This window comes from Paenibacillus humicus NBRC 102415, assembly GCF_004000905.1.
GTDB classification, from domain to species: domain Bacteria; phylum Bacillota; class Bacilli; order Paenibacillales; family Paenibacillaceae; genus Paenibacillus_O; species Paenibacillus_O humicus.
Genome location: NZ_BIMD01000031.1, coordinates 21398 through 45541, shown reverse-complemented (window position 1 = coordinate 45541; position 24144 = coordinate 21398). Strand labels below are relative to the sequence as shown.

At 58.4% G+C, this 24144-nt stretch carries 18 protein-coding genes and 1 tRNA gene; 8 read left to right on the top strand and 11 right to left on the bottom strand.

The window, feature by feature from the left end; translation table 11 throughout:
• Window positions 1–96: 96 nt before the first annotated feature.
• From PHU01S_RS17400 to PHU01S_RS17390, 3 genes are all read left to right on the top strand, one after another.
• Window positions 97–1014 (top strand): AraC family transcriptional regulator, encoded by a 918-nt coding sequence (locus tag PHU01S_RS17400; RefSeq protein WP_049868100.1) that lies wholly within the window; start codon window positions 97–99, stop codon window positions 1012–1014.
• Window positions 1015–1222: 208 nt separating this feature from the next.
• Window positions 1223–1696, top strand: coding sequence for an RrF2 family transcriptional regulator (locus tag PHU01S_RS17395; RefSeq protein ID WP_049869715.1), 474 nt, complete (start codon window positions 1223–1225; stop codon window positions 1694–1696).
• 43 nt (window positions 1697–1739) lie between these two features.
• Window positions 1740–2732, top strand: coding sequence for an LLM class flavin-dependent oxidoreductase (locus tag PHU01S_RS17390; RefSeq protein WP_049868101.1), 993 nt, complete (start codon window positions 1740–1742; stop codon window positions 2730–2732).
• A gap of 68 nt (window positions 2733–2800) precedes the next feature.
• Here the strand turns inward: PHU01S_RS17390 and PHU01S_RS17385 are convergent, their stop codons facing one another.
• Together PHU01S_RS17385 and PHU01S_RS17380 are read right to left on the bottom strand one after the other, a co-directional pair.
• Window positions 2801–3697: an SDR family oxidoreductase gene (locus PHU01S_RS17385; RefSeq protein WP_049868102.1), complete on the bottom strand. Its 897-nt coding sequence runs from the start codon at window positions 3695–3697 to the stop codon at window positions 2801–2803.
• Between the two features lie 161 nt (window positions 3698–3858).
• Complete coding sequence (locus tag PHU01S_RS17380; protein ID WP_164763100.1) at window positions 3859–4740, bottom strand: GNAT family N-acetyltransferase; 882 nt, start codon at window positions 4738–4740, stop codon at window positions 3859–3861.
• Window positions 4741–4992: 252 nt separating this feature from the next.
• On the opposite strand from PHU01S_RS17380, the gene PHU01S_RS17375 reads away from it, so the two are divergent.
• Together PHU01S_RS17375 and PHU01S_RS17370 are read left to right on the top strand one after the other, a co-directional pair.
• Entirely contained in the window at window positions 4993–5613 is a 621-nt protein-coding gene (locus tag PHU01S_RS17375; protein ID WP_049868106.1) for a TetR/AcrR family transcriptional regulator, read from the top strand.
• 163 nt (window positions 5614–5776) lie between these two features.
• A complete protein-coding gene (locus tag PHU01S_RS17370; protein ID WP_127508896.1) occupies window positions 5777–7378 on the top strand; it encodes an esterase/lipase family protein in 1602 nt (533 codons plus the stop codon).
• Window positions 7379–7556: 178 nt separating this feature from the next.
• On the opposite strand, the gene PHU01S_RS17365 is transcribed toward PHU01S_RS17370, so the two are convergent.
• Window positions 7557–7904, bottom strand: a complete 348-nt coding sequence (locus PHU01S_RS17365) for a hypothetical protein (protein ID WP_021878009.1) — start codon at window positions 7902–7904, stop codon at window positions 7557–7559.
• A gap of 136 nt (window positions 7905–8040) precedes the next feature.
• Between PHU01S_RS17365 and PHU01S_RS17360 the strand changes: the two genes are divergently transcribed.
• Entirely contained in the window at window positions 8041–9138 is a 1098-nt protein-coding gene (locus PHU01S_RS17360; protein ID WP_048748735.1) for a PdaC/SigV domain-containing protein, read from the top strand.
• A gap of 64 nt (window positions 9139–9202) precedes the next feature.
• Here PHU01S_RS17360 and PHU01S_RS17355 read toward each other — a convergent pair whose 3' ends face one another.
• From PHU01S_RS17355 to PHU01S_RS25855, 8 genes are all read right to left on the bottom strand, one after another.
• Window positions 9203–12727, bottom strand: a complete 3525-nt coding sequence (locus PHU01S_RS17355; protein WP_127508840.1) for an S-layer homology domain-containing protein — start codon at window positions 12725–12727, stop codon at window positions 9203–9205.
• 149 nt (window positions 12728–12876) lie between these two features.
• Window positions 12877–13989, bottom strand: coding sequence for a response regulator (locus PHU01S_RS17350; protein ID WP_127508837.1), 1113 nt, complete (start codon window positions 13987–13989; stop codon window positions 12877–12879).
• On the bottom strand, window positions 13961–17092 hold the full coding sequence (locus PHU01S_RS17345) for a hybrid sensor histidine kinase/response regulator (protein WP_127508834.1): 3132 nt from the start codon (window positions 17090–17092) through the stop codon (window positions 13961–13963). The genes PHU01S_RS17350 and PHU01S_RS17345 overlap by 29 nt, the downstream gene beginning before the upstream one ends.
• A gap of 367 nt (window positions 17093–17459) precedes the next feature.
• A complete protein-coding gene (locus PHU01S_RS17340) occupies window positions 17460–18752 on the bottom strand; it encodes a hypothetical protein (protein ID WP_127508831.1) in 1293 nt (430 codons plus the stop codon).
• An 18-nt stretch (window positions 18753–18770) separates the two neighbouring features.
• Entirely contained in the window at window positions 18771–19997 is a 1227-nt protein-coding gene (locus PHU01S_RS17335) for an RtcB family protein (RefSeq protein WP_127508828.1), read from the bottom strand.
• 2 nt (window positions 19998–19999) lie between these two features.
• A complete protein-coding gene (locus PHU01S_RS27160) occupies window positions 20000–20179 on the bottom strand; it encodes a hypothetical protein (RefSeq protein WP_373864544.1) in 180 nt (59 codons plus the stop codon).
• A 21-nt stretch (window positions 20180–20200) separates the two neighbouring features.
• Window positions 20201–21370 (bottom strand): TROVE domain-containing protein, encoded by a 1170-nt coding sequence (locus PHU01S_RS17330; RefSeq protein ID WP_373864543.1) that lies wholly within the window; start codon window positions 21368–21370, stop codon window positions 20201–20203.
• Window positions 21371–21536: 166 nt separating this feature from the next.
• Window positions 21537–21681: transfer RNA gene (locus PHU01S_RS25855), tRNA-OTHER, on the bottom strand.
• A 290-nt stretch (window positions 21682–21971) separates the two neighbouring features.
• Here PHU01S_RS25855 and PHU01S_RS17325 point away from each other — a divergent pair.
• Together PHU01S_RS17325 and PHU01S_RS17320 are read left to right on the top strand one after the other, a co-directional pair.
• Complete coding sequence (locus PHU01S_RS17325) at window positions 21972–23285, top strand: helix-turn-helix transcriptional regulator (protein WP_127508823.1); 1314 nt, start codon at window positions 21972–21974, stop codon at window positions 23283–23285.
• A complete protein-coding gene (locus tag PHU01S_RS17320) occupies window positions 23272–24093 on the top strand; it encodes a WYL domain-containing protein (RefSeq protein WP_127508819.1) in 822 nt (273 codons plus the stop codon). The genes PHU01S_RS17325 and PHU01S_RS17320 overlap by 14 nt, the downstream gene beginning before the upstream one ends.
• Window positions 24094–24144: the final 51 nt, after the last annotated feature.

The following is a 24144-nucleotide window of genomic DNA, read 5'->3' as shown; positions in this document are numbered from 1 at the left end:
AAGTCCGCAATTTCTTAACCATTTGTCGCAAGAGACCCTTATACTGGTTGTAGATGCACGACCGTAGATCCATCCCCCGAGAGGAGCCTATGCAGCATGGAGCGCTTGTTCGCCTTCCAAAACCGATCCGACACCTTGCAGCTGTATGGCTGCCATTTCGGCCTCAAGCCGGCCGGCTGGTCCTATGACAAGCATCATCATCATCTCTATGAGCTGTTCTGCTGCATGGACGGCTCGGCGGTGCAGGAAATGCAGGGCGGCTCCGTTCCGCTCGCTCCGGGCGACTGGTTCCTGCTGCGTCCCGGCGTCAGCCATACTCTGGCCAATGCCGGCACGGGTCCGCTCGCCTTCTTCAACTTCCACTTCGACCTCGACGATCTGGAAGTGCGCGGCCGGCTGGGAGCCGCACCGTTCCGGCTCATTCCCGGAAGCCATGCCTCCGACAGCGGACTGCCCGGCTGCGTGGCCGGACTGGAGAGCCTGCTCGGGCAGCAGCTCATCGGCGATCGAGATTCGGCCCTCCCGGACAGCGGCCCCCGCAGCCAAGCCATCCCGCTCGGGCTGCATCAGCAGCTTGCCTTCCAGTCCGCGATCCTGGCGATACTGGGCGAGGTCATCCGCCTGCTGGAAGAGATTCCGCAGCCGGAAGGCAATCACGGCCTGACGGCATCGGCCTATGCGCTCGACATCGCCCATGCCGCGGAGAAGCGGCTGACGGCCGACGGGTCGGAGACCCCGTCCGTGTCGGCGATCGCGGCGGAGATGGGAATCAGCCGCAGCCAGCTGTGCCGGATTTTTGTCCATGTCTACGGCCTCTCCCCCCGCCAATATTTGACCCGGCGCAAATGGAGCAAAGCCAAGGAGCTGCTCGCCATCTCCAATCTCAACGTCTACACCGTCTCCGAGCAGCTCGGCTTCCGTTCGGTCCATCATTTCTCCCGCCAGTTCCGCCGCTGGACCGGCCTGACTCCGAGCCAGTACCGGAAGCAGGAGCAGGAAGGAGCGGGCGGCTAGGCAAGGCTTTCCTTCGCGGGAAAGCCCTTTTCTGCTTGCGCAAGCGCCTTGTGCCGCAGGGGAGTTTTACTTCCTCCCCCAAGTTCGGTATAGTAGGTTCAAATAAGGACAATAAATATCCACGTTATACATAGTTCTTAACGAGCTGCATTCGCAAGAACTGACCTCTCTCCTCATGCAGGAGATCGAGAAAGGAGGACTCATCGAGATGCAAATGAAAACCGGCGTGGAGCAGGCGGTCTATGCCGTGCTGCTGCTCGGCATGCTGCCGGACAAAGCCGTCCTGCCCGGCGAAGCGATCAGCGCCCGCATCGGGGCTTCCCCGACCTATTTCCAGAAGCTGCTGCGCAGGCTCGTCAGCGCCGATCTCATCGCCTCGACGGCGGGAGTGAAGGGCGGCTTCAGGCTCAAGCGGCAGCCGCAGGACATTACCGTCTATGATATTTACCTGGCCGTCGAGGGGCAGCAGTCTCTATACTCCTCCTGCGGCATCCTGCACGACGTGCTGGATCGGCCGGAGCCGACATCCGGCTGTCTGCTGTCGGAGCTCATGCTCGAGGCCGAGCAGTCCTGGAAATCCGTGCTGCAGCGCGAGACGATCGCGTCCCTGTATGCGCATATGTGCTCGGAGACGGAAGTAGACGGCCTGGACGCTTGGGTGAAGCAAAAGCTCGTGCTGTAGCGGGCTGTTCCATTAGAAGGTTGAAGAGAGGATGTTGAAAGCCATGAAAATCAGCCTCCTGGACCAGGCTCCGGTCACGAAAGGCCATGCGGCCCCGGACGCCCTCCAGAATGCCGAGAAGATCGCCGTTCTCGCCGACGAGCTCGGCTACCACCGGATGTGGATGGCGGAGCATCACAATACCCGCCATTTCGCGAGCGCGGCTCCCGAGGTCATCATCGCCCATCTCGCCGCCAAAACCAAACGCCTGCGCCTCGGAACCGGCGGCGTCATGATGATGCATTACTCCCCGCTCAAGCTCGCGGAGGTGTTCAACACGCTGAGCGCCCTTTCGCCGGGCCGGATCGACTTCGGCGTCGGCCGCGCTCCCGGAGGAGACCACTTTGCGACCCAGGCGCTGGCCGAAGGCCGGCCCTACTTGCCGAGCGACCTGTACGACAAGCTCGCCGCCTCGCTTCAGCTCATCGCCGGCGGCGTGCCGACCGATCCGCTGTACAAGAACGTCGTCGCCTCGCCTGCCGGCATCGCCCTGCCCGAAGCCTGGCTGCTCGGCTCCAGCGGCAACAGCGCCGTACGAGCCGGCCGGCTGGGAGTCGGCTACTCGTTCGCCCAGTTTTTCAACGGCCAGCTGTCCAAGGAAATTCTCGACGCCTACCGCTTGAACTTTGAGCCCACCTCCTTCATGCCGGAGCCGGTCGTCAGCGTCACCTACGCCGCCACAGCCGCAGAGACGGAGGAGGAAGCGGAGTTTCTCGCCAAGCCGGTCGACCTGATGCGGCTGTTCCTGACCAAAGGCATGCTTCAGCCGATCATGTCGCCGGAGGAAGCCCGCGACTATCCGCTCACCGAGATGGACCGCATGCAGATCGCCGAGAACCGCAGCATCCATTTCGTCGGGACGGGGCCGCAAATTGCCGAGCGGTTATACCGGGAACGCGAGCTGTACGGCTTCGACGAGGTCATGATCAACAGCACCCCTCACGGCTTCGAATCGCGTCTGAACGGATACCGGCTCCTGGCGAAGGCTCTTCTATAGACCGCTATCAAAAAAACAAGCCGGCTCCTCCAGGGAGTCGGCTTGTTGAAATTCGGTTGCAGCACGGCTTAAGGAGTCGGCTCTCCGCCATTGGCATTCAGCGTCTCGCCGATGACGTAGCTTGATTCCGGGCTCGCCAGGAACACATACGCCGGAGCCATCTCCGCCGGCTGACCGGGACGGCCGAGCGGCGTATTCTCGCCGAACTTCGCCAGCTTGGACTGAGGCTGGCCGCCGCTGATCTGCAGCGGAGTCCATACCGGACCCGGCGCAACGGCGTTCACGCGGATGCCTTTGGGAGCGACCTGCTGGGCAAGCGCCTTGGTGAACGTGTTGTTCGCGCTCTTGGTCGTAGCGTAGTCGAGCAGGATAGGCGAGGGCTTGTAAGCCTGAATGGAGCTCGTGTTGATGATCGCGCTGCCCGGAGGCATATGCTTGACCGCCGCCTTGCACAGCCAGAAGAGCGAGTAGACGTTCGTCTTGAACGTGGCGTCGAACTGCTCCGTCGTCAGATCCGCGATATCCTCCACGAATTGCTGCATGCCCGCCACGTTGGCAAGGATGTCGATGCCTCCAAGCTGCTCCACCGCGGCAGCGATGAGCGACTCGCAGTAGGCCTCGTCCTTCACGTCTCCGGGCATGGCGACCGCCTTGCGGCCGGCCTCCTCGATCAGCTGCACGACTTCCTTGGCGTCCGGCTCCTCCTCCGGCAAATAGGAGAGCACGACATCCGCCCCTTCCCGGGCGAAGGCGATGGCAACCGCGCGGCCGATGCCGCTGTCGGCGCCGGTGACGACCGCTTTGCGGCCGGTGAGGCGGCCGGTGCCGCGATACGTCTTCTCCCCTGCATCCGGCTTCGGCGTCATTTCCTTTTCCAGGCCCGGCGGATTCTGCTTCTGTTGAAACTCCGGACCCGCCTTCTGGTATTGGGACGTCGGATCCTGCATTTTGTATTGATCGCTCATGGCATATCCTCCTTCAGATTCTTGTCTATGTGTATATACCCGCTTTGAAGCCTTTTAAAGGGTTCACCTTCATTCTCCCCTCTTTGGCGCCAAATAAAATCAGCCCCCATCCGGAATAACGCCGAACGGAGGCTGCTGATTTCACTGCTTCCTGACCCTGTTCAATCCAGCCGCTCCCTCTGCAGCTCCTGCATCATGAACACTTGCTCCAGATTGGACGGCTTGAACCCAAGCTCCGTCAGCAGCCGGAGCAGAGCATCGTCGGAACGAAGCATAGGCACAGTCCGCTTGTACGAGCTCCGCCCGGGCTCGGCAATGCGGGCCAGCAGGAAACGAAGCAGAGCTTCGCGATCCTCTCTGCCGTCCAGCACCCGCAGCTGGCTGATCGTAACGCCGATGTCCGCGCCCGCCGGATCGAAGCTCCGCCGATATAGAGCGCAGGCGACCGGCTTTCCCTGCTCAAGCACAAGCAGAGACTGTCCGTCGCGCCGATAGTTCGGCCACTGGAACTGCCACGGAAGCATCCTCTCATAAGGCTTCAAGTCCAGCGCGGTGCCAGGCACAGCCGTCAAGCCGTCCACGTCCGCCGCAAGATCGGGCAGCTTGGAGTCGCAGGCCAGGTAGAGCATGTCGTCGACAACCTCGTATCCCCTGCTTTTGTACAGGGAAATCGCCCTTTGATTCTCGCTGATCGCCTCCAGCGTCGCGATGTGCACGCCCTGCTCCCGGTAAAGCTCAAGCGCGTGGTCGATCATCGCCTGGCCGACTCCGGTTCCCCTCTCCTTCTGAGCGACTCCTGTCCCCCCGTTCCAGGCGACCTTGCGGCCCTGCACCTCGCGGATTCCGTTCAGGACGATGCCGACAGCGCGGCTGTCGCGGCAAGCGATGAAGGAAAGCGCCGGCGAAAGCTCTTCCAGCACAAGCCGGTTCACAAACGATTCGACAGACAGGACAATCGGAACAAAATACCCGGCAAAACCTTCGTTCCATACGTGGACGGCTTCCTCCAGCGTGCATTCGCTCAAACGTTTGAATGTAATCAAGGCTTGATCCCTCCGCAATGAGTGGTAGAATAAGAGCCATAACAATTAAAACCGACTGGTCAGTCTTTATTATAAAAGAGGAAGGATCTGGACATCAAGAACAACCTTTCCCGATTCAACTTCTTCCTCGCATCCAGCCTGCATTGGAGCCTATCTATGCTATGATTTCCCTAGCGGATGGATCCTTCATCGTTCCATGGCTTAGGAACCTTATCCCGTGGGAAGCAAACATAAGGCAAAAGGAGATCGACGATGGCACCAAAGGTTACCGAGCAGTACCGAAAAGAAAAACGGACTTCCATTTTGGAAGCGGCCCTGGACTGTTTTGTCGAAAAGGGCTTCCAGGCGACATCCGTGGACGATATCGTCCGCCGCTCGGGCATGAGCAAGGGCGCCCTGTACGGATATTTCTCCAGCAAGGAAGAAATGTACATCGAGCTGGCCCACAGCCGCATGGATGAAATGGCCGAAATCGTGCACGGCCCGTTCAACCGGCTGAACGGAGCCACGGCTAAAATACAGAGCTTGTTCACCCGCTTCCGGAACCAGTCGCTGGCCGACCTGCGGAAATGGCTGACCTTCCACCTCGAATTCATGGTCTATATTTCCCGCAATCCCGAGCTGGTCGGCATGCATAACAACTACCGGGACAAGGGACTCGGCATTGTCGGGCGGCTGCTGGCCGAAGGCAAGGCAAGCGGGGAATTCCGCCCCGATCTGGATGAATCCGCGGCGTCGTATATATTCTGGTCCGTCCGAGACGGCCTCGCCGTCAACTTCATGGTGGACGGCGATGAAGGCGAATATCAGCGGATTCTGGATCAGATGGAAGAGATGGTGCTGAGGCACCTCCGGAAGGATCCGCTCCGTTGACGCGGCTCCAGCCGCCTGTGGACCGGCCGTCTTCGTAGAACCTTCATTTCGTTCGAATACTCCGTAAATCTTTCTCATTTACTTTGGATATGGAAAACGATTCCATCAGCCGAAGGGAGAGAGATTTACGTTGAGAACAAAAAAAGCCGCGCTTGCGCTGGTCATGGGGGCAGCCTTGGCTTTTCCCCAAGCGATCCACGCCGCTCCGGCCCCGCTGCTGCACAAAGAAAACGCCGCCGGCCAATCCGGCAACTGGTACACCGGCGCGGTGCCGTCCCAAGCCTCGTCCGACAAGCCCGTCCTGCTGTTCGTCCAGGGGCTTCATTCTACGTACGAGCGCTGGATCGGGACCGACAGCTACTATGACGCCGCCTATAATGCCGGGTACCGGACGGCGTTCGTGCAGCTTCCCGATGCCGACGGTCCGGGCGGAGACATGTGGAAGAACGGCCCCATTCTCGCCTCCCTGATCCGCAAGGTCGCTGCTTATTACAACGTGCCCAAGCTCAACATCATCGCCCACTCCAAAGGCGGCATCGACACGCAGACGGCGCTCGTCTATTACGGGGCTTCCCCTTACGTGAACGTGGTCCATCAGCTCTCGACACCGAACCGGGGCTCGGAGCTGGCGGACATGGCCTACAGCAATTGGACTTCCTGGCTCGGCGCGATCATGGGACAGCAGGATGACGCCGTCTATTCCCTGCAGACGTCCTATATGGCGGGCTTCCGCGCCCAGACCGACGTCAAGCCGGAAGTGAACGCGACCAAGACCTATATGTCCGGGGGCGAGGGAGACGACGGCATCTTCACCAGCTACTGGTTCGCCCATGCCGTTCTTCCGGGCGAGGATGACGGCGCAGTATCCGTATATTCCGCCATGGGTCTGCCCTACGGCATTCAGAGCTTTACCAAGAACATCTCGCACAGCGCCATGGCGCGAGCCTCCCAGACGTGGAGCCTCGTGCAGCCGAAGCTGAAGCTGGCCACGGCCGCTCTTGCCCCATCCGGAGCCGCAATGCCGAGCGGACAGCCGCAAGCAGCGCCGGAAGCAGCTGCTTCCGGGCAGCTGCAAGCAACACTCGGTTCGCCGTCTCTGGCGGCGAACGCAGAAGGGCAGGATGCCGACCTGATCCTGCGCGGCGGCCCCGTGGACGGCTCATCGGCCGTCTCATTCCCGCTCGAGAGCGGAATCGGCAGCGTCGCTCTGGAAGTCATGACGAGCCGGGAGGACACATCGCTGACTCTCGTTTCCCCGTCGGGGCAAGTCTATCCTTCCGTGGCCGCTCCGGCGGACAGCGATCCCGACGGCATCTTCGGCAAGGCGGTCCGCCGGACATTCCAGGTCATGCGGCCCGAGGCGGGGGAATGGAGCCTGAAGCTGGACGGCAAAAACGACGCCTTCTTCGCGATGGCGCAGATCGAGGGCTCGGCCCCCGCGAAGCTGAAGGCGAGCCGAAAAGTGGTCCGCAAAGGCGAAGCGGTCCAGCTCTCCGTCGACTTCGGCAAGCCGATCAAAGGCAGCGTCAAACGTCCCAAGCTGACCAAATCGGTCCCCGGCCGCCCGGCATCCTTCTCCTCTACCCGCCAGCTTCCGGACCTGGCCGTCGACGGCAGCCTGAACATGCCTCTGACAGCGCCAGCCGAGCCCGGCATCTACAACATTTCCTTCGACGTGGAGGGCGTGACCGACAAAGGCGAGAGGATCGTCCGCTCGGTGAACTACAACTTTGCGGTTGCGGATGACCAAGGCATCGTCAAATAACCCAAGACAATAGGAAAGACAGGCGGGAATGTGCTCCCCCTGTCTTTTTCTTTTGTTGGGCCTTTCCGGGAACCAGGAAAGGCTGCCGTTTGCTGCGGTTCCCTACTGCTTCGGATCATCAGGCTGCCTGCAATGCATCCGTCCTTCCAAATCTCCGCCGGGAGAAATCGACTTCTCCCTATTTCCTGTCCACTTGCAGCAGCGTCACTTTTTTAACCGAATACGTGTCCTTCAGGCTCTCTTCCGTTAGAACGTTCAGCTTGACCAGGCTCGCGATCTTGGCCGAATCGGCCTTGGAAAGCAGCCGCCACAGCTCGGGGTCGGGCAATGCCTCGTACAGCTTCTTATCGTCGTATTCCTTGCGCTCCTGTGAAACCAGCTTGATCCTATAGCTTCCCGCTTCAAGCTCGGGCGCCGCCAGCTCCAGACAATGCTGGATGATTCCGCTGCGGAGCTCGGACAGCTCCTGCTCGATCTCTTTCTGCTTCTGCTTCAACTGGTAAAAACGCTGCGCCATCTTGTCCATACCCTCACACTCCTCATCAGCATATTTATGCCGGGGCTGGTTTTTTAGGACTTGCAACATTTGCCGAATAGCCTTCGTTAATGGAGGGTAATCAACCCGATAGGCAGTTGACTAGCATGAGAAAGGAATGTTGGACATGAATAAAAAAAACCGGAAAAGAAATCTGCTCGCGGCCACGCTGACAGCCGCTCTTCTGACGGCGCCGATGGCGCTGTCCTTGCCTGCCGGGCAAGCAGCCGCGGCAAAAGCCAGCCCAATTCTCAAGACCACTGCGACGCCATTCAGCATCGAAGGAAAACGAACGAGCATCGCTACGATCCATAAAGACAATACGACGTACATCGCGCTGCGCAGCCTGAACGCCAGCCTCGGCCTGAGCACGACGTACGAGAAGGCAGCCGATACGGTGAAAATAACGGGAAGAGACCGTGTCCTGCAGATCGGCTTGAAGGACAGCAGCTTCAAGCTCAACGGGCAGCCTATTTACAACGGATCGGAAGCGATCGTGCAGAATAATACGACGTATCTGCCGCTCCGAGTCCTGCTGGAGCAGATGGGCTATGCCGTCTCCTATGAGCAAGCCAGCAAAATGATCGGCATTCATGCCGTTCAGGAAAACAAGCTGAAGATCGGCACGGAAGCTATCGCCTCGGAGGAAGGCGGCAAGTCGATCCATGTGTACTATCCCGTCTTGTCGGGTTATAGCGACACGGCCGTGCAAAACAAGATCAATGCCTTCTTGAAGAAAGAAGCGGACCGGAACGTGGCGGAAGGCTCCAAGGAGATGGACCCTCAAGCCAAAGAGAACATGAAGATTCTGGCCGGCAACCCGAAAGCCGATGTCCGCACGCCGAGCCTGGATGGCCAATACACGGTCTCCTATAACGAAAAGGGAAAATTGAGCCTCTACGTGGACTACTACGTCTATACCGGGGGAGCGCATGGCATGACGGTCCGCCAGCCTTACACCTTCGATCTCGCGACGGGCGACGTGCTTTCCTTGAAAGAGGCTGCCGGCGGCAAGGAAAACTATGTGTCGGCGATCAACAAGGAAATCAAGGACCAGATTAAAAATCGGCACATGGACTTGATGGTACCGTTCCAGACCATCGAGGCGGACCGGGACTATTTCCTCAACCGCAACGGAATCGTCATTTACTTCACCCAGTACGAGTACACCTCCTATGCGGAAGGCATGCCGGAGTTTGTCATTCCTTATTCGGCCTTCAAATAGGCCGCTCCATCTGGAATAAAACCAATGAAAGGCCCCGGGCAACCGCCCGGGGCCTTTCATTGCCTTATCGTGATTGAATCGTGTCGATCAATTGGGCTTTGACGAGCAGCCGCTGCACGAGGGCTGCCGTCTCCGCTCTGGTGATCGGCCGCTTCGGCTCCAGCCCCTTGCCGGAGCCCTGCGCCAGTCCGAGCTTCAGAGCGGCAGCGACGGATTCCTGTGCCCATGAGCTGACCTTGCCGCCGTCAGCAAATGGTGTCAGGACATCGCCGATATCATTTCCGCTCTTGACGTCAAGACCGGCCAGCGTCATCGCTCTGGCCAGCATGGTCAGAGCTTCCTCGCGGGTTACGTTGCGGCTCGGGCCGAAGGTGCCATTCCCTTCGCCTTTGACAAGGCTGTACTCCTGTGCAGCCGCTAGCGCGCCTGCGTACCAGTCGCCGGAGCCGACATCGGTGAACGCGGAGGCTGCGGAGCTCGGAGCAAGGCCGAGCGCCCGCACGATGATAGCGGCGATTTCGGCGCGGGTGACAGGCGCATCAGGCTTGTAATGCGCGGCGTCGACGCCGTTGACCACCATTCGGGAGGCAAGGTCGTTCACAGCCGATTCGGACCAGTGCCCCGCAACATCGGCAAATGCGACCGGATGATAGATGAGCGCATAGGCGCTGTTCGTCAAGCTGTTGACGATGGCATAGTAGCTTCCATCCCTCTTCTGGATGAAGGTCGGCACATGCCTTGCCGTTCCGTCTTTGTCCAGAACGATCGCGGTCGTTATTCGGGCCGGATCCGCTTCTGCAGGCAGCGGGATTTCACGTTTCACATAGGAGCCGAAGCGGTCGACATCGATGCTTTTTCCGTTGTAGGATGCCGTCGCCATGAATTCCACAGGTGCCGCGACCACGCTGAAGCCATTGTTGACGCCTGCCTTTTCCGCCCGCGCTGCCATCGCCGCATCGCCCTTGACGACATTTATTCGAACCGTTATCTCTGAGAGCCGGTCCGCGGCGCCAAGCTGAGCCGACAGGCGATCCATATCCAATCGTGCCGCCGGCAGCGTGTAGCTGCCGCTCGGGGACTGCACTTCAAGCACGGCGTTGCGGCCGCCCATCGCCTTGACGAGGTCGCCGGCCAGAACGACGGATATTCCATCGACCTTCTCGCCTGCGGCCGGAATGACAATCCGAGGCTCGCTCCCTGAGGCCGCAAGCTGAGCCAGCAATTTGGCGGAGTCCATTGTCGCGTTGAGCATCGTCTGTCCGTTCACACTTTCAGTCGATACGGTCACAAGCTGATCCTTCGGCTGCCCGTTCACCGTCACGCTCAAGCCGGGCGAAGCGGCAGGTGTCGGGGAAGGCCGGGCAGAAGCCTTGCCGCTCTGATCTCCATCCGAGTCCGGGGATGGAGTCGGTGTCGGCGTTGGAGTCGGCGTTGATGATTCAGTCGGTTTTTCGGTCGGCGGTTCTGTCGGTTCTTCCGAAGGCGCCGGTGTCGGTGTTGCCGGTGCCGCTCGCGACACCGTCAGCGTATAGGTCATGGTGCTGCCGTCCTGCGCGCTCACCAAGAGGTCGATTCTATTGTCCCCTTCGGCCAGAGGCAATGCCGGCGATTCCAAGCCGCCGTGCAGGACATGGGGACCGTCGACCAGCAAGCCCGCGCCGTCATACACGCTGACCGTAACGGTTCCGTATACCGTATCCGCCACGCTCGGCGCGATGGTCAGGCTGTCCACCCCGCTGCCCACGCTGACCGTGTAGTGTCTCGTTCCGGTCGAGAAGGCCGGGCTCAGCTCGCCGGCCGACAAGGAAAGGCCAGTCAGATCTGTATTGCCGGACATCGGCGTCGCGGTGGCTTCATTGGAATAACCGCCGCCGCCGTTCGGAAGGACAGCCTTGATTTTGAAAGAATAGGTCGTTCCGTTATTCAAGCCCGCTGCGGTATAAGAGGTGCCCTCGACAGTCGCGACTGGAGCCGGTCCGTAGCTGCCCGCTTCCGTCCTTTGATAGACGCTGTAGGCCACCGCTCCCCGCGCCGCATTCCAGGCCAGCACAGCTTGTCCGTCGCCTGCGCTCGCCGTCAGATCCGTCGGCGCCGGCGTTTCGATGATGTACGTGAAGGTGGCCGTATCGCTGGAGACAAGGTTCGGTCCCGCAGCCATCGCCTTGACCGTCACGATATCTCCGGGAGCGCCGCTGATGCCCACTCTTGTGCCGGCAGGGCTTCCCGTTGTCGGCGCCGTTCCGTCGAGCGTGTAATAGATCGTCGCGCCAGCCGTTGCCGTGCTCAGGACAACATAGCTGTTGTCCGGCACGACAGTGCCGCTGGCCAGATCAGCTGTCGGAGTTGACGCCTGCTGCTTCACGGTTACAGTGATCGTCCGGGCTGCCGTGCCCCCTGCTCCATCGCTTACTGTCACGGTGAATCTGTCGGAGCCGAAATAGTTTTCAGCCGGCTGATACGTCATCGCGCCGGTCGGCGCAAGCCCCGAGCCTCCGCTTGCGGCCGTTGTCTGCCCGAAGCTCACCGTACCATGCGCCGGAGCTGCCGTCAGCGCCCAGGTCAGAGTCTGCCCCGTGTCGCTGTCATTGACGCGCAGCAGGGTTTTGATATCGGCAGGGGAAGCATTCTGGGCTACCGTCAGTGCTGCTTGGCTTCCCTCGAAGGTCGGAGCGGTATTCTGACCGAGAATTTTCACGAAATTCCCCTGTGCATTGAACAATAGAAGCTGGGACTTATTGCCGTCAACCACATACACGTTGCCGTCGCTGTCCGAGGTCGCCTGGGAGGGCTCGACCAGGTTCGCGTCGGCAAGAGTCATGGCGTAGCTGCCGTTGCTGTTGTACACCTGCACCCGCTTGTTGCCGCCGTCGGAGACGTACATGCGGTCGTTGCGGTCGATGGACACTCCCCAAGGCTTGTTGAAATGAGCGTTGTCGGTTCCGGACACATTCTTTTCCCCGATCGTCTTCTGAGGGGCGTACGTGTCCGCAGCGCTGTTGTACGCATACACGACCACGGTGCTGGTCCAATATTGCGTGATGTACAGATTGCCCTTGGAATCGGCCGCGATTCCCATCGGCCTGTCGGCGAGCTGCGGCGAATTGGCGATGAGCTTGTAGCCGGTGCCATTCGTATTGAAGCGATAGACCAGATAGTTCTGGTCCGTGACGAATATATGGCCTCTGCCGTCAAGCGCTATCGCCTCCGGCACGGGATTCCCGCTGGGAAGGGCGATGGACCGGATATAGGCTCCCTGGCTCCCGAACACCTGAATGCGGGCATTGGAATAATCCAGGACATAGATATCTCCTGTCGTCTGGTCGACGGCCACTGCTTTCGGCGTATTGAAATGATCGTTGTCCGAGCCGAGGACGCCCTTGACCCCGAGCGTCATGTACAAGCTCTCATCCCGGTTGTAGATCTGAATGCGATGGTTGCTGAGATCCGCCACATATAATTTTCCGCTGCTGTCCGTCGCGATGCCGCGCGGAGCTCTCAGATCCCAGTCCGTTCGGACGGCTGCGAATGCCGTCGGCACGGATGTGAACAGGATCGAGAGGATAAGCAGCAGAGATCCCCATTTTTTCATCTGTCTCCCACCTTATGCTAGAATGCGTTTTGCCTACTGTAGCAGATCCATTCTCAACATTTTCACAACATCTCTTCCAAAAAACGACAAAAAAGGCTGTCGAATGAACATTCGACAGCCTTTTTCTTCGGAATGTCGGCTTTTCCGCGCTAGCCCTCTTCCAGCCTATGTCTTTCTTTGATGGCCAGCGCTTGGCGCGCGCCGCTCCTGTCGCCGCCGCCATCATAGGCGTCCGCCAGCAGATCGTCGTACTCCCCATGGCCAAGCTCGACGAGCTTGCTCAGAAGCATCGCTCGGAACTCCTTGCCCGCTCTATCAAGGCATTCCAGAAGACCGGCGGTGAAGGCGGAGCGCAGCTCGAGCCGATAAGCGTCCGCCCATTGATAATGTTCCGTTTCCAGATAATCGCCTCGATACAGCGCCAGCACATGCGGTCCGCCTTCTCCGCCAAAGCCTGCCTTCAATCCGTCCAGCAGCTCCTCCAGGTCGCTGCGGATGGCCGCCGAGTCGATCCAATACCGTTCGTCGCCGTATCGGACGATCTCCCCGCAGCCCTCCGACTTCAACAGGCTCCGCAAGTAATAGAGCGACGTATGCAGCAGCTTCTGCGCCCGCTCTGCCGGATCTTCCGGCCATAAATGCTCCAGAATGGCGTATTTGTAGACCGGCTGTCCCCGATGATGCCAGAGATAGGCGAACAGCTCCTTGGTCTTGCGGGTGCGCCAGGTGAGCAGGCGGCCGTCCGGGCTGTACAGCTCCATGCTTCCCAGCACCTTCAGCGACAGCGCCTGCTTGTCGGCCTGCGAACGTTCAAGGCTGCTCGGCCCGCTTGCTTGCTTGTCCTCCTCCGGCGCGCCGCTGCCGGCCGTCTCCGCTGCGCTGCCGCGCCTCCGAAGCCGGGCTTGCTGGCTCTCGTAGCGGGACAGCGCCTGGAGCAGCTTGTCCTTGGCGACCGGCTTGAGCAGATAGCCGATCGCTTCCGTGCCGAAGGCATCCACCGCATAGTGGTGATAGGCCGTCACAAAAATCACTTCGGCATCCGGACATCGTTGGCGAAGCTCCCCGGCAGCCTCCAGACCGTTCATGCCCGGCATCTCGATATCCAGGAAAATGAGCTCGGGACGCAGCGACTCGCACAGACGAAGCGCTTCGCCGACGAGTTGAAATTTGCCGACGACAGCCACTCCGCCGACCTCGTTCAGCTTGATCTCCAGCACATCGAGCGCCATTTCTTCATCGTCGATCAGAATCGCTCTGCGCATGTCGCCCCTCCGTCAAAAAAATCGTCATTCGGGTTCCGGATCCCGGATGGCTGGCCATCTCCAGCCTCCGCCCGTATCTCATTTGCAGCCGGCGATTGACATTGCCGATGCCGACGCCCCCGCCGCGCCCTTCCTCCAGACGAGCCAGCATATCCTTGTCCATGCCGACGCCGTCATCCTCGACGACAATCTCCACGATATCCCCGACCTTGCGGACAAGGATATCCACCGTCCCCCCCTCGGGCTTCGGCCCGATGCCGTGCCGGACGGCATTTTCCACGATCGGCTGCAGCGTCAGCGGCGGCAGCAGGCACTGAACGCCTTCATCAATCGAATACCGGACCTGGAGGCGCCGGCCGAAGCGCAGCTGCTCGATCGCCAGATAGGCCCGCACCAGCTCCAATTCCCGCTCCAGCGGAACCGCCTCGCCCTGCAGGACGAAGGTGAACTTGGCGCGAAGATAGGTGGTCAGATGCTGGATCGTCTCCCGCAGCTTGTCCACATCCTTATAGCTGAGTCCGACCAGCGCATTCAAAGTGTTGTACAGGAAATGCGGCGTAATCTGCGTCTGCAGGAAATCCATCTCCCGGCGCACCGCCTGCTCCGAGGAGCTTTTCATCGCCAGCAGCGACTGGACGCGGGCCTTCAGCTCCGCAAGCTCGAACGGCTTCTGCAAAATATCGTTGGCTCCGGCGGCAAAGGCGGCGAGGATGTCTCCCGCCTGCCCCGACGCAGTCAGCATGAGCACCGGGAGCTCGGCCAGACCTTGCAGCGACCGGATCTCCCGGCAGATGTCCAGGCCGGACACGCCGGGCATCATCAAGTCCAGCAGCACGAGATCCGGCTTGCGGCTCCGCAGCGCCTCGAGCGCCTCCCGGCCTCCCCTCGCCGCCGTGAAGGAATGCTTCATGGAAGAGATCGCATCCATCGCCACCTTCAGATTGGAAGGCTCGTCGTCGACGATCAGAATGTGGAACGTCTCCTCCCCGTCGCCTTCCTTCCGGGGGCCGGAGTCATGGATGGAATGATGATGGTCGTCCATATTGTCGACGCCGCCATATTCCACACCTGCATATTGAGTGCCGGCAAGCTGCGTATCGGCGTCTCCCGCAGCAGCATATTCCTCAGAAGCCGCCGCCTCCAGTTCCGCGCTCCCGGCAACAGGCAGCGTGAACATGAACCGCGAGCCGCGGCCGACTTCGGATTCCAGAGACATGACGCCGCCTTGCAGCTCGACAAGCTGCCTGGCGATGCCGAGTCCAAGCCCGATGCCGTTGCGCGAGCGGGCGCCTTCCTCGTCGTACTGGAAAAAGGGCTGGAACAGCCGGTCCAGCATCTCCGGCGGAATGCCTCTGCCGGTATCGCTGACCGTGACGGCGAGCATCTTCCCTTGCCGCTCGGCCGATATGGATACCGTTCCGTGATCCGTATAGTTAAGCCCGTTTTCCAGCAAATTGTGCAGGATTTGCCGGAGCCGGTTCTCGTCCGCCAGAACCAGGGGCAGCCCCGGCGGCAATTCGTTGACGAGCTGAATATCGGGATGGACCGGAGCAATCGACAGCGTCTCCATGACGAAGCCGGTCGAGATGTACAGATCGACGGGCCTGAGCTGCACCCGCAGCTCCCCGTATCGGATCCGGTTCATGTCGAGAATATCGTTGACCAGTCCGGCCAGCCGCCGTCCGATCAGATTCAGCAGCCGGATGTTGTCGCGGTGCTTGAAGTCGAGCGGGGCGTCGGTGTTGTCGAGCAGCGATTGCGACAGATTGACGATGCCGTGCAGAGGCGTCCGGAGCTCATGCGACGTTTTGGCCAGGAACTCATCCTTCTGCCGATCGTAGACAAGCAGCTGCTGAGCGAGCCGTTCGCTCTGCAGATAGGCCTCGCGCATCCGGTCCGTCATGAGAAAAGACTGAGACAATACGACGAGCAGCAGCGTGACGATCATATAATACGGACTGTCCAGAGCCAGCTGATAGCGCGTCTGGGCGAACACCCAGCTGATAATGAGAAAGAACGCTCCGAGCAGAATAGAGTAGATCCTCACCCCATGATGCCGATTGCGGAATATCGACGTGAAAATAAAGCCGAAAGCCAGAAGCTGCATCGCAATGCCCGGCCACATGATCGGAACCAGAAACTCATTCGGAATCGCCAGCAGGACGGCCAGAAACAGATAACTGACCCACAGGAACGCCTTCATCCGCTTGCCGGGCTTGTCCTCCAGATAAAGCCGGACGTAATAGATGAAAAATAAAATCGACATCGCCGGCAGGATGAAGAGCAGCTTTTGCAGCGGCAGAAAAGAGATCGACGGCAGCAGCGAAGCCAGCACAATCTCGTTGTCGATGCTGAAAAACAGGCCCAGCGACAGACAGAACAGGCTGAAGAAGATCAGGTACGGCTCCCGGCCCCACTGCCTGAACATGCCTGCAAAATAAATGCCGAAGACGAGCAGGGTGGCGACGAGAATCATGTCGGCCATCCGGGAATTGTCTCGCCGGTTCAGCACCTCACCGCTCAGCCCGAACTCCGGCGGCTGCACGAGTCCGCCTTGCAGATAGCGGTAGCTTGCCACCTGCACGATGATTTCAATGTTGCGGCTCTCGGCCTTGACCGTCCCGAAGAACGGCAGGTTGCTGGGAACAAAGTCTCCCGGAGCGATGTCCGGCCGTCCGCTGCCTCCAAGATCGTCGCCTGCCATATAGATGCGGCTGGACATGCGGATTTTCTTGGCCCTCAGGCTGTAAAAATCGGCATCGCCCACCTCCACCAGCAGCCGGTACGTTCCCGCGCCGAAGCCGTCGGCCGAGACGCTTCCCTTCCAGTTGCCGGGGACGCTCAACAGGCTCCGCTTGCTTTGCAGCTCCTCTCCATGGACGGCAAAATCACCGGGAGTCAGCAGTTCATCTTTATAAAACTCCCATTCGCCCCGCAGTGGAATGATTCCTTGCTGCGCAAAATCCCAATCCCTGGCGTCCAGAATCCCCCCTCGCGCCTCAGGGTAATCCTCGACGGGATGGAGCCAGTTGTAGATGAGCGCAGAGGTGGCGGCGGCAAAGATCAGGACCATGCCGATCAGCACGAACAATTGTTTCTTCATGGAGATGCGTTCCTTCCCGTTGCGAAAAAGAAGATTCAAAGAACGATGAATGGATTAGAGGCAGCCTGCCGAATGGCTCCCGATAAGCACTTTTGATTCCATACACGCCCTATTATATCTCAATTGTCCGTTTTATCCTGAATTCTATTTTTAGTCCACGACAAAAAAGAGGGGTTCAACCCCCCTGCCGGTATTTCAGTATTGGCTACTGCCATCCTCCCGAGAGCATCCGCGGCAAGCTAAAAAACAAGCGCGATATTTATTTACAGATACGCGCAAACTGATTGCCACAGGATCGTTAAGACTGATTGGACTGAAGCTCCCATCTCCCCGCTACGCGACCGTTCCGTCCATTCTTGTTTTCAAGTTACCTGCTATTCAAATACTTGTCCGCTATCTTCCTGCAGCTATCTTTGGAGTCAAATTCAGTATGGATGACATAGTGAATGAAATGATCCTCGACTTCCTCGCGGTCGAAGGCAGCCAAGTATCGAAAGCTATCCTCCAGCAACATCCTCCAGTTGGGCTCCAGAGCAATGCGGAAGGCCAGTTCAAAAGCCCTTTCGGTTTCCTCCATCTGCAGTTTTTTAAAGAGCATTTCCAATTCAATCTCTGCATCCTCGTCATAGGCGGAGAAAATAGCATTAATCCGTTCTTCCGAAATATCATCGCCCGCCAGATCGGCAAATGCCACCGAGAGATAATCCGGATAGGACTTCATGCCGGAATATCGATTCAAAGAGAGCTCGGGATCATGCTCTTCCTTGCATTCGGCAAGGATTTGTTCCACATCGTCCACCGTAAGGAAGCACAAGCCAGGATCGTTGTGCTTTTTTAGACTCTTATAGATTCTATCCGGCTGCTTGAACAAAGCAGAATCATAGGCTTCGCCGCCAGCGAAGAGCCGGCTTGGCTTATGATCTTGATCGATTTGGAAGGCTGTGACCGGAATAATCGTCAAACAATCCACATACGTATTTGCGGCATAAGCTGCCGCTGCCCGATGATGGCCATCCAGCAGCGTGCTCATGAATCCATCATTATAAAGGGCGAGCCCTGTCATCGTCTGTCCATTCCGGATCTGCTCCAGATAATAGTCGATTCTCTCTTCGTTCAAGCATCCTGTGCCCTGGGACGGAAGCAGGAATTTCGGGGTGCCGTTGCTGTAATGATACTTATAATAGACATCGGCAGCAGCCGGATATCGCTTCTTGGACGTCGATAGATTCCAAAAAAACCGACCCTCCCCATCCGTTGGAACCATTAGAATTCTCGTGATCAGGTAATAACCATCGTCTAACATAGAAAGCATCGGCTTAGCCTTTTCAAACGCATGCGCGATATCGGAGGAATGATCGGTCTGGGAACATTGGATGGTTCTTATGAATTCTTCATCGACCTGTTCTCTCCCCAGCCCTAGGCTCAAAAGCTTTTCGCATGTCGGACAATAAATAGCATCGCCCGAACTGTCGCTCAACGGCTTTCCATCCAGCAAGAGAAAACGATGCGGCTGACCGGTCCGATCCGCCCCATACCGATTGCCTAGTTTCCTTGTGCCGTTATGAACCTGGAACAATACAGCGTCCTGCCCCCATCTGCTGTGCTTGGCTTCGATCCGATCTTCATAAACCACCGTCTCCGGGAAACGAATCCACGACATCGTATTCCACCTCCAGTCCTAATCCTTATAGGGATCGAACTCATCGGCTCCCGCCATGCAGACGCCGATCGGCTTCAATACATGCAGAACCTCCACGGTCTCGGAATGCGCATTCAGCACCTCTTGCAGCCTGCGGTAAACAAACGGACTTTCGTCCGTGCCCGCTCCGCGCAGCTCGACGCCGAACGCCTGAACCGCATCCTGCATCTGACGAGAAGTTATTTCTCCGCCGCTGCGCTTGCGCGTCTTCCAGTTCATCTTGCCGGCAGCCTGCGTCCGGCTCATGATCCGGCCGGCTCCATGCACCGTGCTGTAGCAGGCATCCCTATTTTCAACGGTGTCCTTGCCCCGAACGATGACGGAGATGTCCCCCATGCTGCCGCCGATGAAGCCAAGCTGTCCGGGAGCTGAAGGCGTCGCTCCCTTGCGCACGACGATCGTCTCCCGAGCCCCATGCTCCTCTTTCCAAGCGAAGTTATGATGATTATGCACCGAAAAGTCTGCCTCCGCTCCGAGAATGGACAGCATCCGATCCATGACGTAATCCCTGCCGGCATAGGCGTAACGGCCCGCCAGCCTCATCGCCCGCTCATACATGTCGCCCAGCTCGCTGTCCAGCTCCAGCAGAACCGGAGGCTGGTCCATCTTCTCACCGGGGGCGTTGTCCAGAAACTTGCGTCCTGCCACGAGATTAAGAAAACCGCTTGCTGTCTTGTGGCCGAAGCCTCTGCTGCCGAAGTGGTTGGCGACCCACAGTCTTCCGGTGTCCGGCTCCTCGAACAAGTCCACATAATGGTTGCCGCTTCCGACAGTGCCCAGCTGGCTGCGGGCCAGCTCCTTCAGCTTGTCATGTTCTTTGCCGCCAAAGGCTTGGTACACAGCCCAGTCCGGATCGTAAAACAGGTCATGGTCGACCTCTTCCTTGTTGGTGCGTCCCACGCCGAACGATATTTGCCGGGCAACCTCATCCATAATCAATCCCAATCTCGGCTTGATTTCCGCTGCGGACAGGTTGGTGCGAACCGCCTTGTTGCCGCAGGCGATGTCATACCCGACGCCGGAAGGGGAGATCTGATTGTCATACACCACGACGCCGCCGATCGGCTGGCTGTAGCCCTTGTGATGATCCGCCATGAGAAGCGTCTGAACGACATTCCCGTGTCGGGAGCAGGTTACCGCCTGCGATAAGGCGCCTTCATCAGGACTGCCCCAGACGCGAACACCATTTATTTCTTGATAAGCCACCGTTATTCTTCTCCTTCCAGGTCCATCCGGGCAATCCGCTCCACGAGCGTATCGTAGCCCTGAATCGACTGTGCGATATAAGACAGCACCGTATCGCTCCATCCATAAATGTAAAACGTACGGGGATCTGCGCTCCTGTACGGCGCGATATCCACGATGAACGCTTTGGCCTCCGGGTTCACCTTGGCCCGGTAGCGTTTGAGCTACTCATAGAATTGGCTTCCGCTGTTCTGCTGCTCATCCGTAATGAGAATGATCTGATCCACTTTTTTACGCTGATGAATCAGCTTGCGGACCGGCGCTCCCGTATCCGTCCCTCCTCTTGTCTCGATCCGGGCGGCTTGGGACAAGATGCCTTTTTTGCGTGACGGCTTGGCATCCATGACGTCGGTATCGAACAGCCAAAACAAGGATTTCCCCTTCGTCTTTTTGTACATAGCCAACGCGAACACTGAGCCTACTTGCAAATAATACCCATCCATCGAGCCCGATATATCGAGGAAGATCGCCGTATTGTCTCCCAGCTCCGGGAGATTCTCAAAGGTCAGCTCCGCCGCGTTCTCCAAAGCTTTCTTCAAGCGGGGCTCTTGCACCTGCTTATACGCGGTGGCCAGCCGGAACGGCAGCACCTTGGCCTTGCGGAGCGCCTGCCCGTCTGTCAGCCTTTCCACGACGTAATTCAGGTTCTCCGGATGGTCGAGAATGCCCTCTCTCAGCAGCGTGTTCAAGTTGCGGAGCAGAGCAAAGGTCGGCATTTGGTACATCAAAGCTTCCCAGACGGCTCTCGTAACTGGAATCGATCCCGTTACCGTCTCATGCGGAAGCTTGCCCTTCCCGATCCACTTCAGCCGCTCCTCGTCGGAATCGGCTTTCTTCAGCCGCTCCAGAGCCTCCACTTGAGGCAAAAGCGAAAGATCGGCTTCATGGCCGCGAAGGTAGCGGAACAAGGCTTGCTGCCTGGCATCCAGCGGCTTCGGATGGCTGATGGCGATAGCATCTCCGATGCTGTAGCCCCGGCCTCTCCCGTTATATTTGACGGCCCAATATTCCGAGATTTGGCCCAGGAAACGTCCGACCTGGCGTTTGACCGCCCTGCCGCCCTCCCCCCGGCCCATCCCTTTCAGAACCGTAAGGAAATCGGCCAGATCAGCCGGAGTAACAACGAGCTGCTTGAAAACCTTGGCGAACAAATCGGAGCGATATATAGACAATACAGCCAGGCCGAACAGAGGCTGCAGCCGCATGTAGCTTTCTTGACGGGCGAATACAAGGCTTCTCGCCATGAAGGTCGGGTTGCTCTGAGCCATCTCGTGATGCAGTTGGCCGGCCTCCTCCAGAAGCTCCTTTTGATCGGCATAAAAGGTAGTTCCCATTGTGTTCGTCAGAAGCGTCTGCACGTACTGCTCTTCCAGGGATCGTCATAGGCAGGATACTGTTCTCGATTGCGGAAACCAGCAGCGGCGGCGCCGAACAACTTGCTTGCAATGCTCATCGTTCAACCTCCTTCATTAAAATGCCGGCGAGGAAAAAGGGGGATAGGTCCTGCAGGAATTGAACCTGCACCCGGTTGCCCGGTCTGCATTTGAAGTCGAAGAATCCCATCCCGGCGCCTCGCCGGCCTATGATTGAAATCATCGAGGAAAGTGGAGCTGCGGAAAGGTACAGACTGCTCTACCACTGAGCTATTCCACTCTGGGGCGGAAGCCGGAGTCGAACCCGGCGGCACGTCGCAATCGAATTTGGCGGAGTAACCCTTCCTGGCGCCTCGATGATCGGAAGAGCAGCAAGCGGGCTGCTTTCCTTGCCTCCTATCTTGACCGATTTTATCAAGCCCGAACATGGCGAAAGTATTACAGCTTCCACATGCATGGCTTTATTTTTGTTTTGCTTTCCAGCTCCTGATTTGACTGCTACAATGAACGGACATTTGACCGTGCAAGTGAGCATCGATTCCGAATGGGGGCGTCATCCATCATGGCCAGAGAGAGCTTCGACAAAGAAATCCAGTTCCTGCGAATGCTTGTGCTGACGAGCGGAGCCTATACGCGGAGCCAGCTGGCAGACCGGCTTGGCGTATCGATTCCGACCGTCGACAAGACCATTCGGAATCTTAAGGAAGCCGCTGGAGCAGCAATGGCTGGCGCCGGCGATGCGGGTCTCGATCTTGCCGATCAGCTGCGTTACAGCTACCACGGTGCGGCCGATCCAATGCTGCTGTTTCTGTTTCGCGCCAAGTCCGTAAAGGCATCGGAGTCCGTTCGAATCCCTCTTCTGCTTGGAGCTCTCAAGGAAAGTTCGCTTACCGTCATGGAGCTTCTGGATTTCTGCTGCGCCGCTCTCCCTGCCGACCTTGCCGCTCCGGACGAGAAGACGATCCGATCGGATCTGAAATACCTGGAGGAAGTCGGCGTCATTTGCAAAGCCGGCAGCGGGCGGCCTTCCCGCTACCGGCTGAACGACGACCTCATTCGCGAGCTGTCTGCCGAAGAACTGCTAGATCTCTATGACTTCGTGGATATCATGGCCAACACGCAGATTCCATCCGTCCAAGGTTACCTGCTTCGAGAGGGACTGCAGAAGCATCTCTCCCGCAGCGCCGAGCCGGGAGCGGGCGAGCTCGCTTCCTTCGGCTACAAGTATCATTATTATTCCCGGATTCTGGATGAAGCTCATCTCTTCCCTATCCTGAGCGCCATTCGGGAACGCCGGCGGATTTCCTTCCTTTACTTCTCCCCTAAGACGGAGAAGAGCTACTCCTCCCGCAATACGAATCCTCTATTCGAGAAAGAAGCCCAAGGCCGTAAAAACCATGTGCTCCCTCTGAAGGTCGTCTACGACCACCAATATGGCCGCTGGTATCTGCTTGGTTGGGGAAAGGGGAGCCTGATCAAGTTCCGGCTGGAAGGCATCATCGGAATGGATTCGGAAGAAGCCGTATCGGAAGATGAGATGTCCATGAAAATTATCCAGCTGGAAGATGCGATTCGCTACAGCTGGCTCATCGATACAGGGCGGCCGATCAAGGTTCGCGCCCGTTTCTTCAATCCCGGCGCCGGGTTCAACTTCGTGCGGGAGCGCGTGCTGCTGCAGGGACAGTGGGGAGAAATCGTGGAGGAAGAGCAGGAGAGCAATTCCTTCCTCTATGAGATCGTCGTGAATGGAATCACGGAGATCAAGCCTTGGCTGCGGAGCTTCGGATCGAGCTGCGAGATTGTCGAGCCCCGCCATCTGCGGGCGCAGATGATTCAGGAATGGAAGGAGATTGCGTCCTACTATGAATCCGTTTGAAAAAATATTCAACTACCAGATCGCCTCCCGGCTGGAGGACGGCGGCATCTCGACGGTCACCTCCCATGAACGGTCATGGCTGAAGGGGATGCTGCTCCATCCTGCCGCATCCGAGGCGCTCATGCCGGAGACGCGTCTCAAGCTGGAGCGACTGCTCGAAGGGGTTCAGGCTCTTGAGCCCGGGTCTGCCCTCATCTCAAGGGCAGGCAGCCACGAGCGCCAGGTCTACCATCCCCATCTGCGCCAGCTTCGTCAGCTGATCGTATCCCGCAGCGGATTCCGGATTACATACGAGTATAAAAACGGGAGCGCCCAGACGGCTCAAAAGGGAATGCCCTACAAGCTGGAGTATTCCATGGTAAAGAGGGAATGGTATCTTCTTTGGTATTCTCAGCAGCACCGAATGCTGATGAGGAGCCGCTTGAACGGGATTCATTCTGTCCAGGCGGAGACTCTGGAGACGATGGAGAGGGAGCGATGGATGAGAGCGTCGCGCATTTACTTGGAGAGTCATCGGGGTGAAACGATCATTCAGATTGTGCGGGAGTACAACGAGGAGCTGTCCAGGATCATGTACGCCTTCTCTTGTTTTGAGAAGGAGGTTGCTTATGATGCCGAGGAGGACAGCTATCGCGTGACGCTGAGCTATCCCCGGGATGAGCAGGATTTCCTGCTTTCCAAGCTTCGCTTCCTAGGCAAGAGGGTGCGAATCGTTCAGGGGCACTACCTGAAACAGAGGATGCGGGAGACGGCGGAGAAGGCTTTGCGGCGGTATGGGGTCGAAATCAGCGAAATGGAAACAAACTAAAAGCCCCTTTCGAGGGGCTTTTGGCTATTTCTTATTCAACCTCAATAGTGC

Excerpts from the sequence above, each read along its gene's own strand:
- PHU01S_RS17320 (WP_127508819.1), top strand. The coding sequence starts at position 23,272 with ATGAATCCGTTTGAAAAAATATTCAACTACCAGATCGCCTCCCGGCTG.
- PHU01S_RS17395 (WP_049869715.1), top strand. The coding sequence starts at position 1,223 with ATGCAAATGAAAACCGGCGTGGAGCAGGCGGTCTATGCCGTGCTGCTG.
- PHU01S_RS17360 (WP_048748735.1), top strand. The coding sequence starts at position 8,041 with ATGAATAAAAAAAACCGGAAAAGAAATCTGCTCGCGGCCACGCTGACA.
- PHU01S_RS17390 (WP_049868101.1), top strand. The coding sequence starts at position 1,740 with ATGAAAATCAGCCTCCTGGACCAGGCTCCGGTCACGAAAGGCCATGCG.
- PHU01S_RS17370 (WP_127508896.1), top strand. The coding sequence starts at position 5,777 with ATGGGGGCAGCCTTGGCTTTTCCCCAAGCGATCCACGCCGCTCCGGCC.
- PHU01S_RS17350 (WP_127508837.1), bottom strand. The coding sequence starts at position 13,989 with ATGCGCAGAGCGATTCTGATCGACGATGAAGAAATGGCGCTCGATGTG.
- PHU01S_RS17355 (WP_127508840.1), bottom strand. The coding sequence starts at position 12,727 with ATGAAAAAATGGGGATCTCTGCTGCTTATCCTCTCGATCCTGTTCACA.
- PHU01S_RS17330 (WP_373864543.1), bottom strand. The coding sequence starts at position 21,370 with ATGGGAACTACCTTTTATGCCGATCAAAAGGAGCTTCTGGAGGAGGCC.
- PHU01S_RS17400 (WP_049868100.1), top strand. The coding sequence starts at position 97 with ATGGAGCGCTTGTTCGCCTTCCAAAACCGATCCGACACCTTGCAGCTG.
- PHU01S_RS17325 (WP_127508823.1), top strand. The coding sequence starts at position 21,972 with ATGGCCAGAGAGAGCTTCGACAAAGAAATCCAGTTCCTGCGAATGCTT.
- PHU01S_RS17340 (WP_127508831.1), bottom strand. The coding sequence starts at position 18,752 with ATGTCGTGGATTCGTTTCCCGGAGACGGTGGTTTATGAAGATCGGATC.
- PHU01S_RS17365 (WP_021878009.1), bottom strand. The coding sequence starts at position 7,904 with ATGGACAAGATGGCGCAGCGTTTTTACCAGTTGAAGCAGAAGCAGAAA.
- PHU01S_RS17385 (WP_049868102.1), bottom strand. The coding sequence starts at position 3,697 with ATGAGCGATCAATACAAAATGCAGGATCCGACGTCCCAATACCAGAAG.
- PHU01S_RS17345 (WP_127508834.1), bottom strand. The coding sequence starts at position 17,092 with ATGAAGAAACAATTGTTCGTGCTGATCGGCATGGTCCTGATCTTTGCC.
- PHU01S_RS17375 (WP_049868106.1), top strand. The coding sequence starts at position 4,993 with ATGGCACCAAAGGTTACCGAGCAGTACCGAAAAGAAAAACGGACTTCC.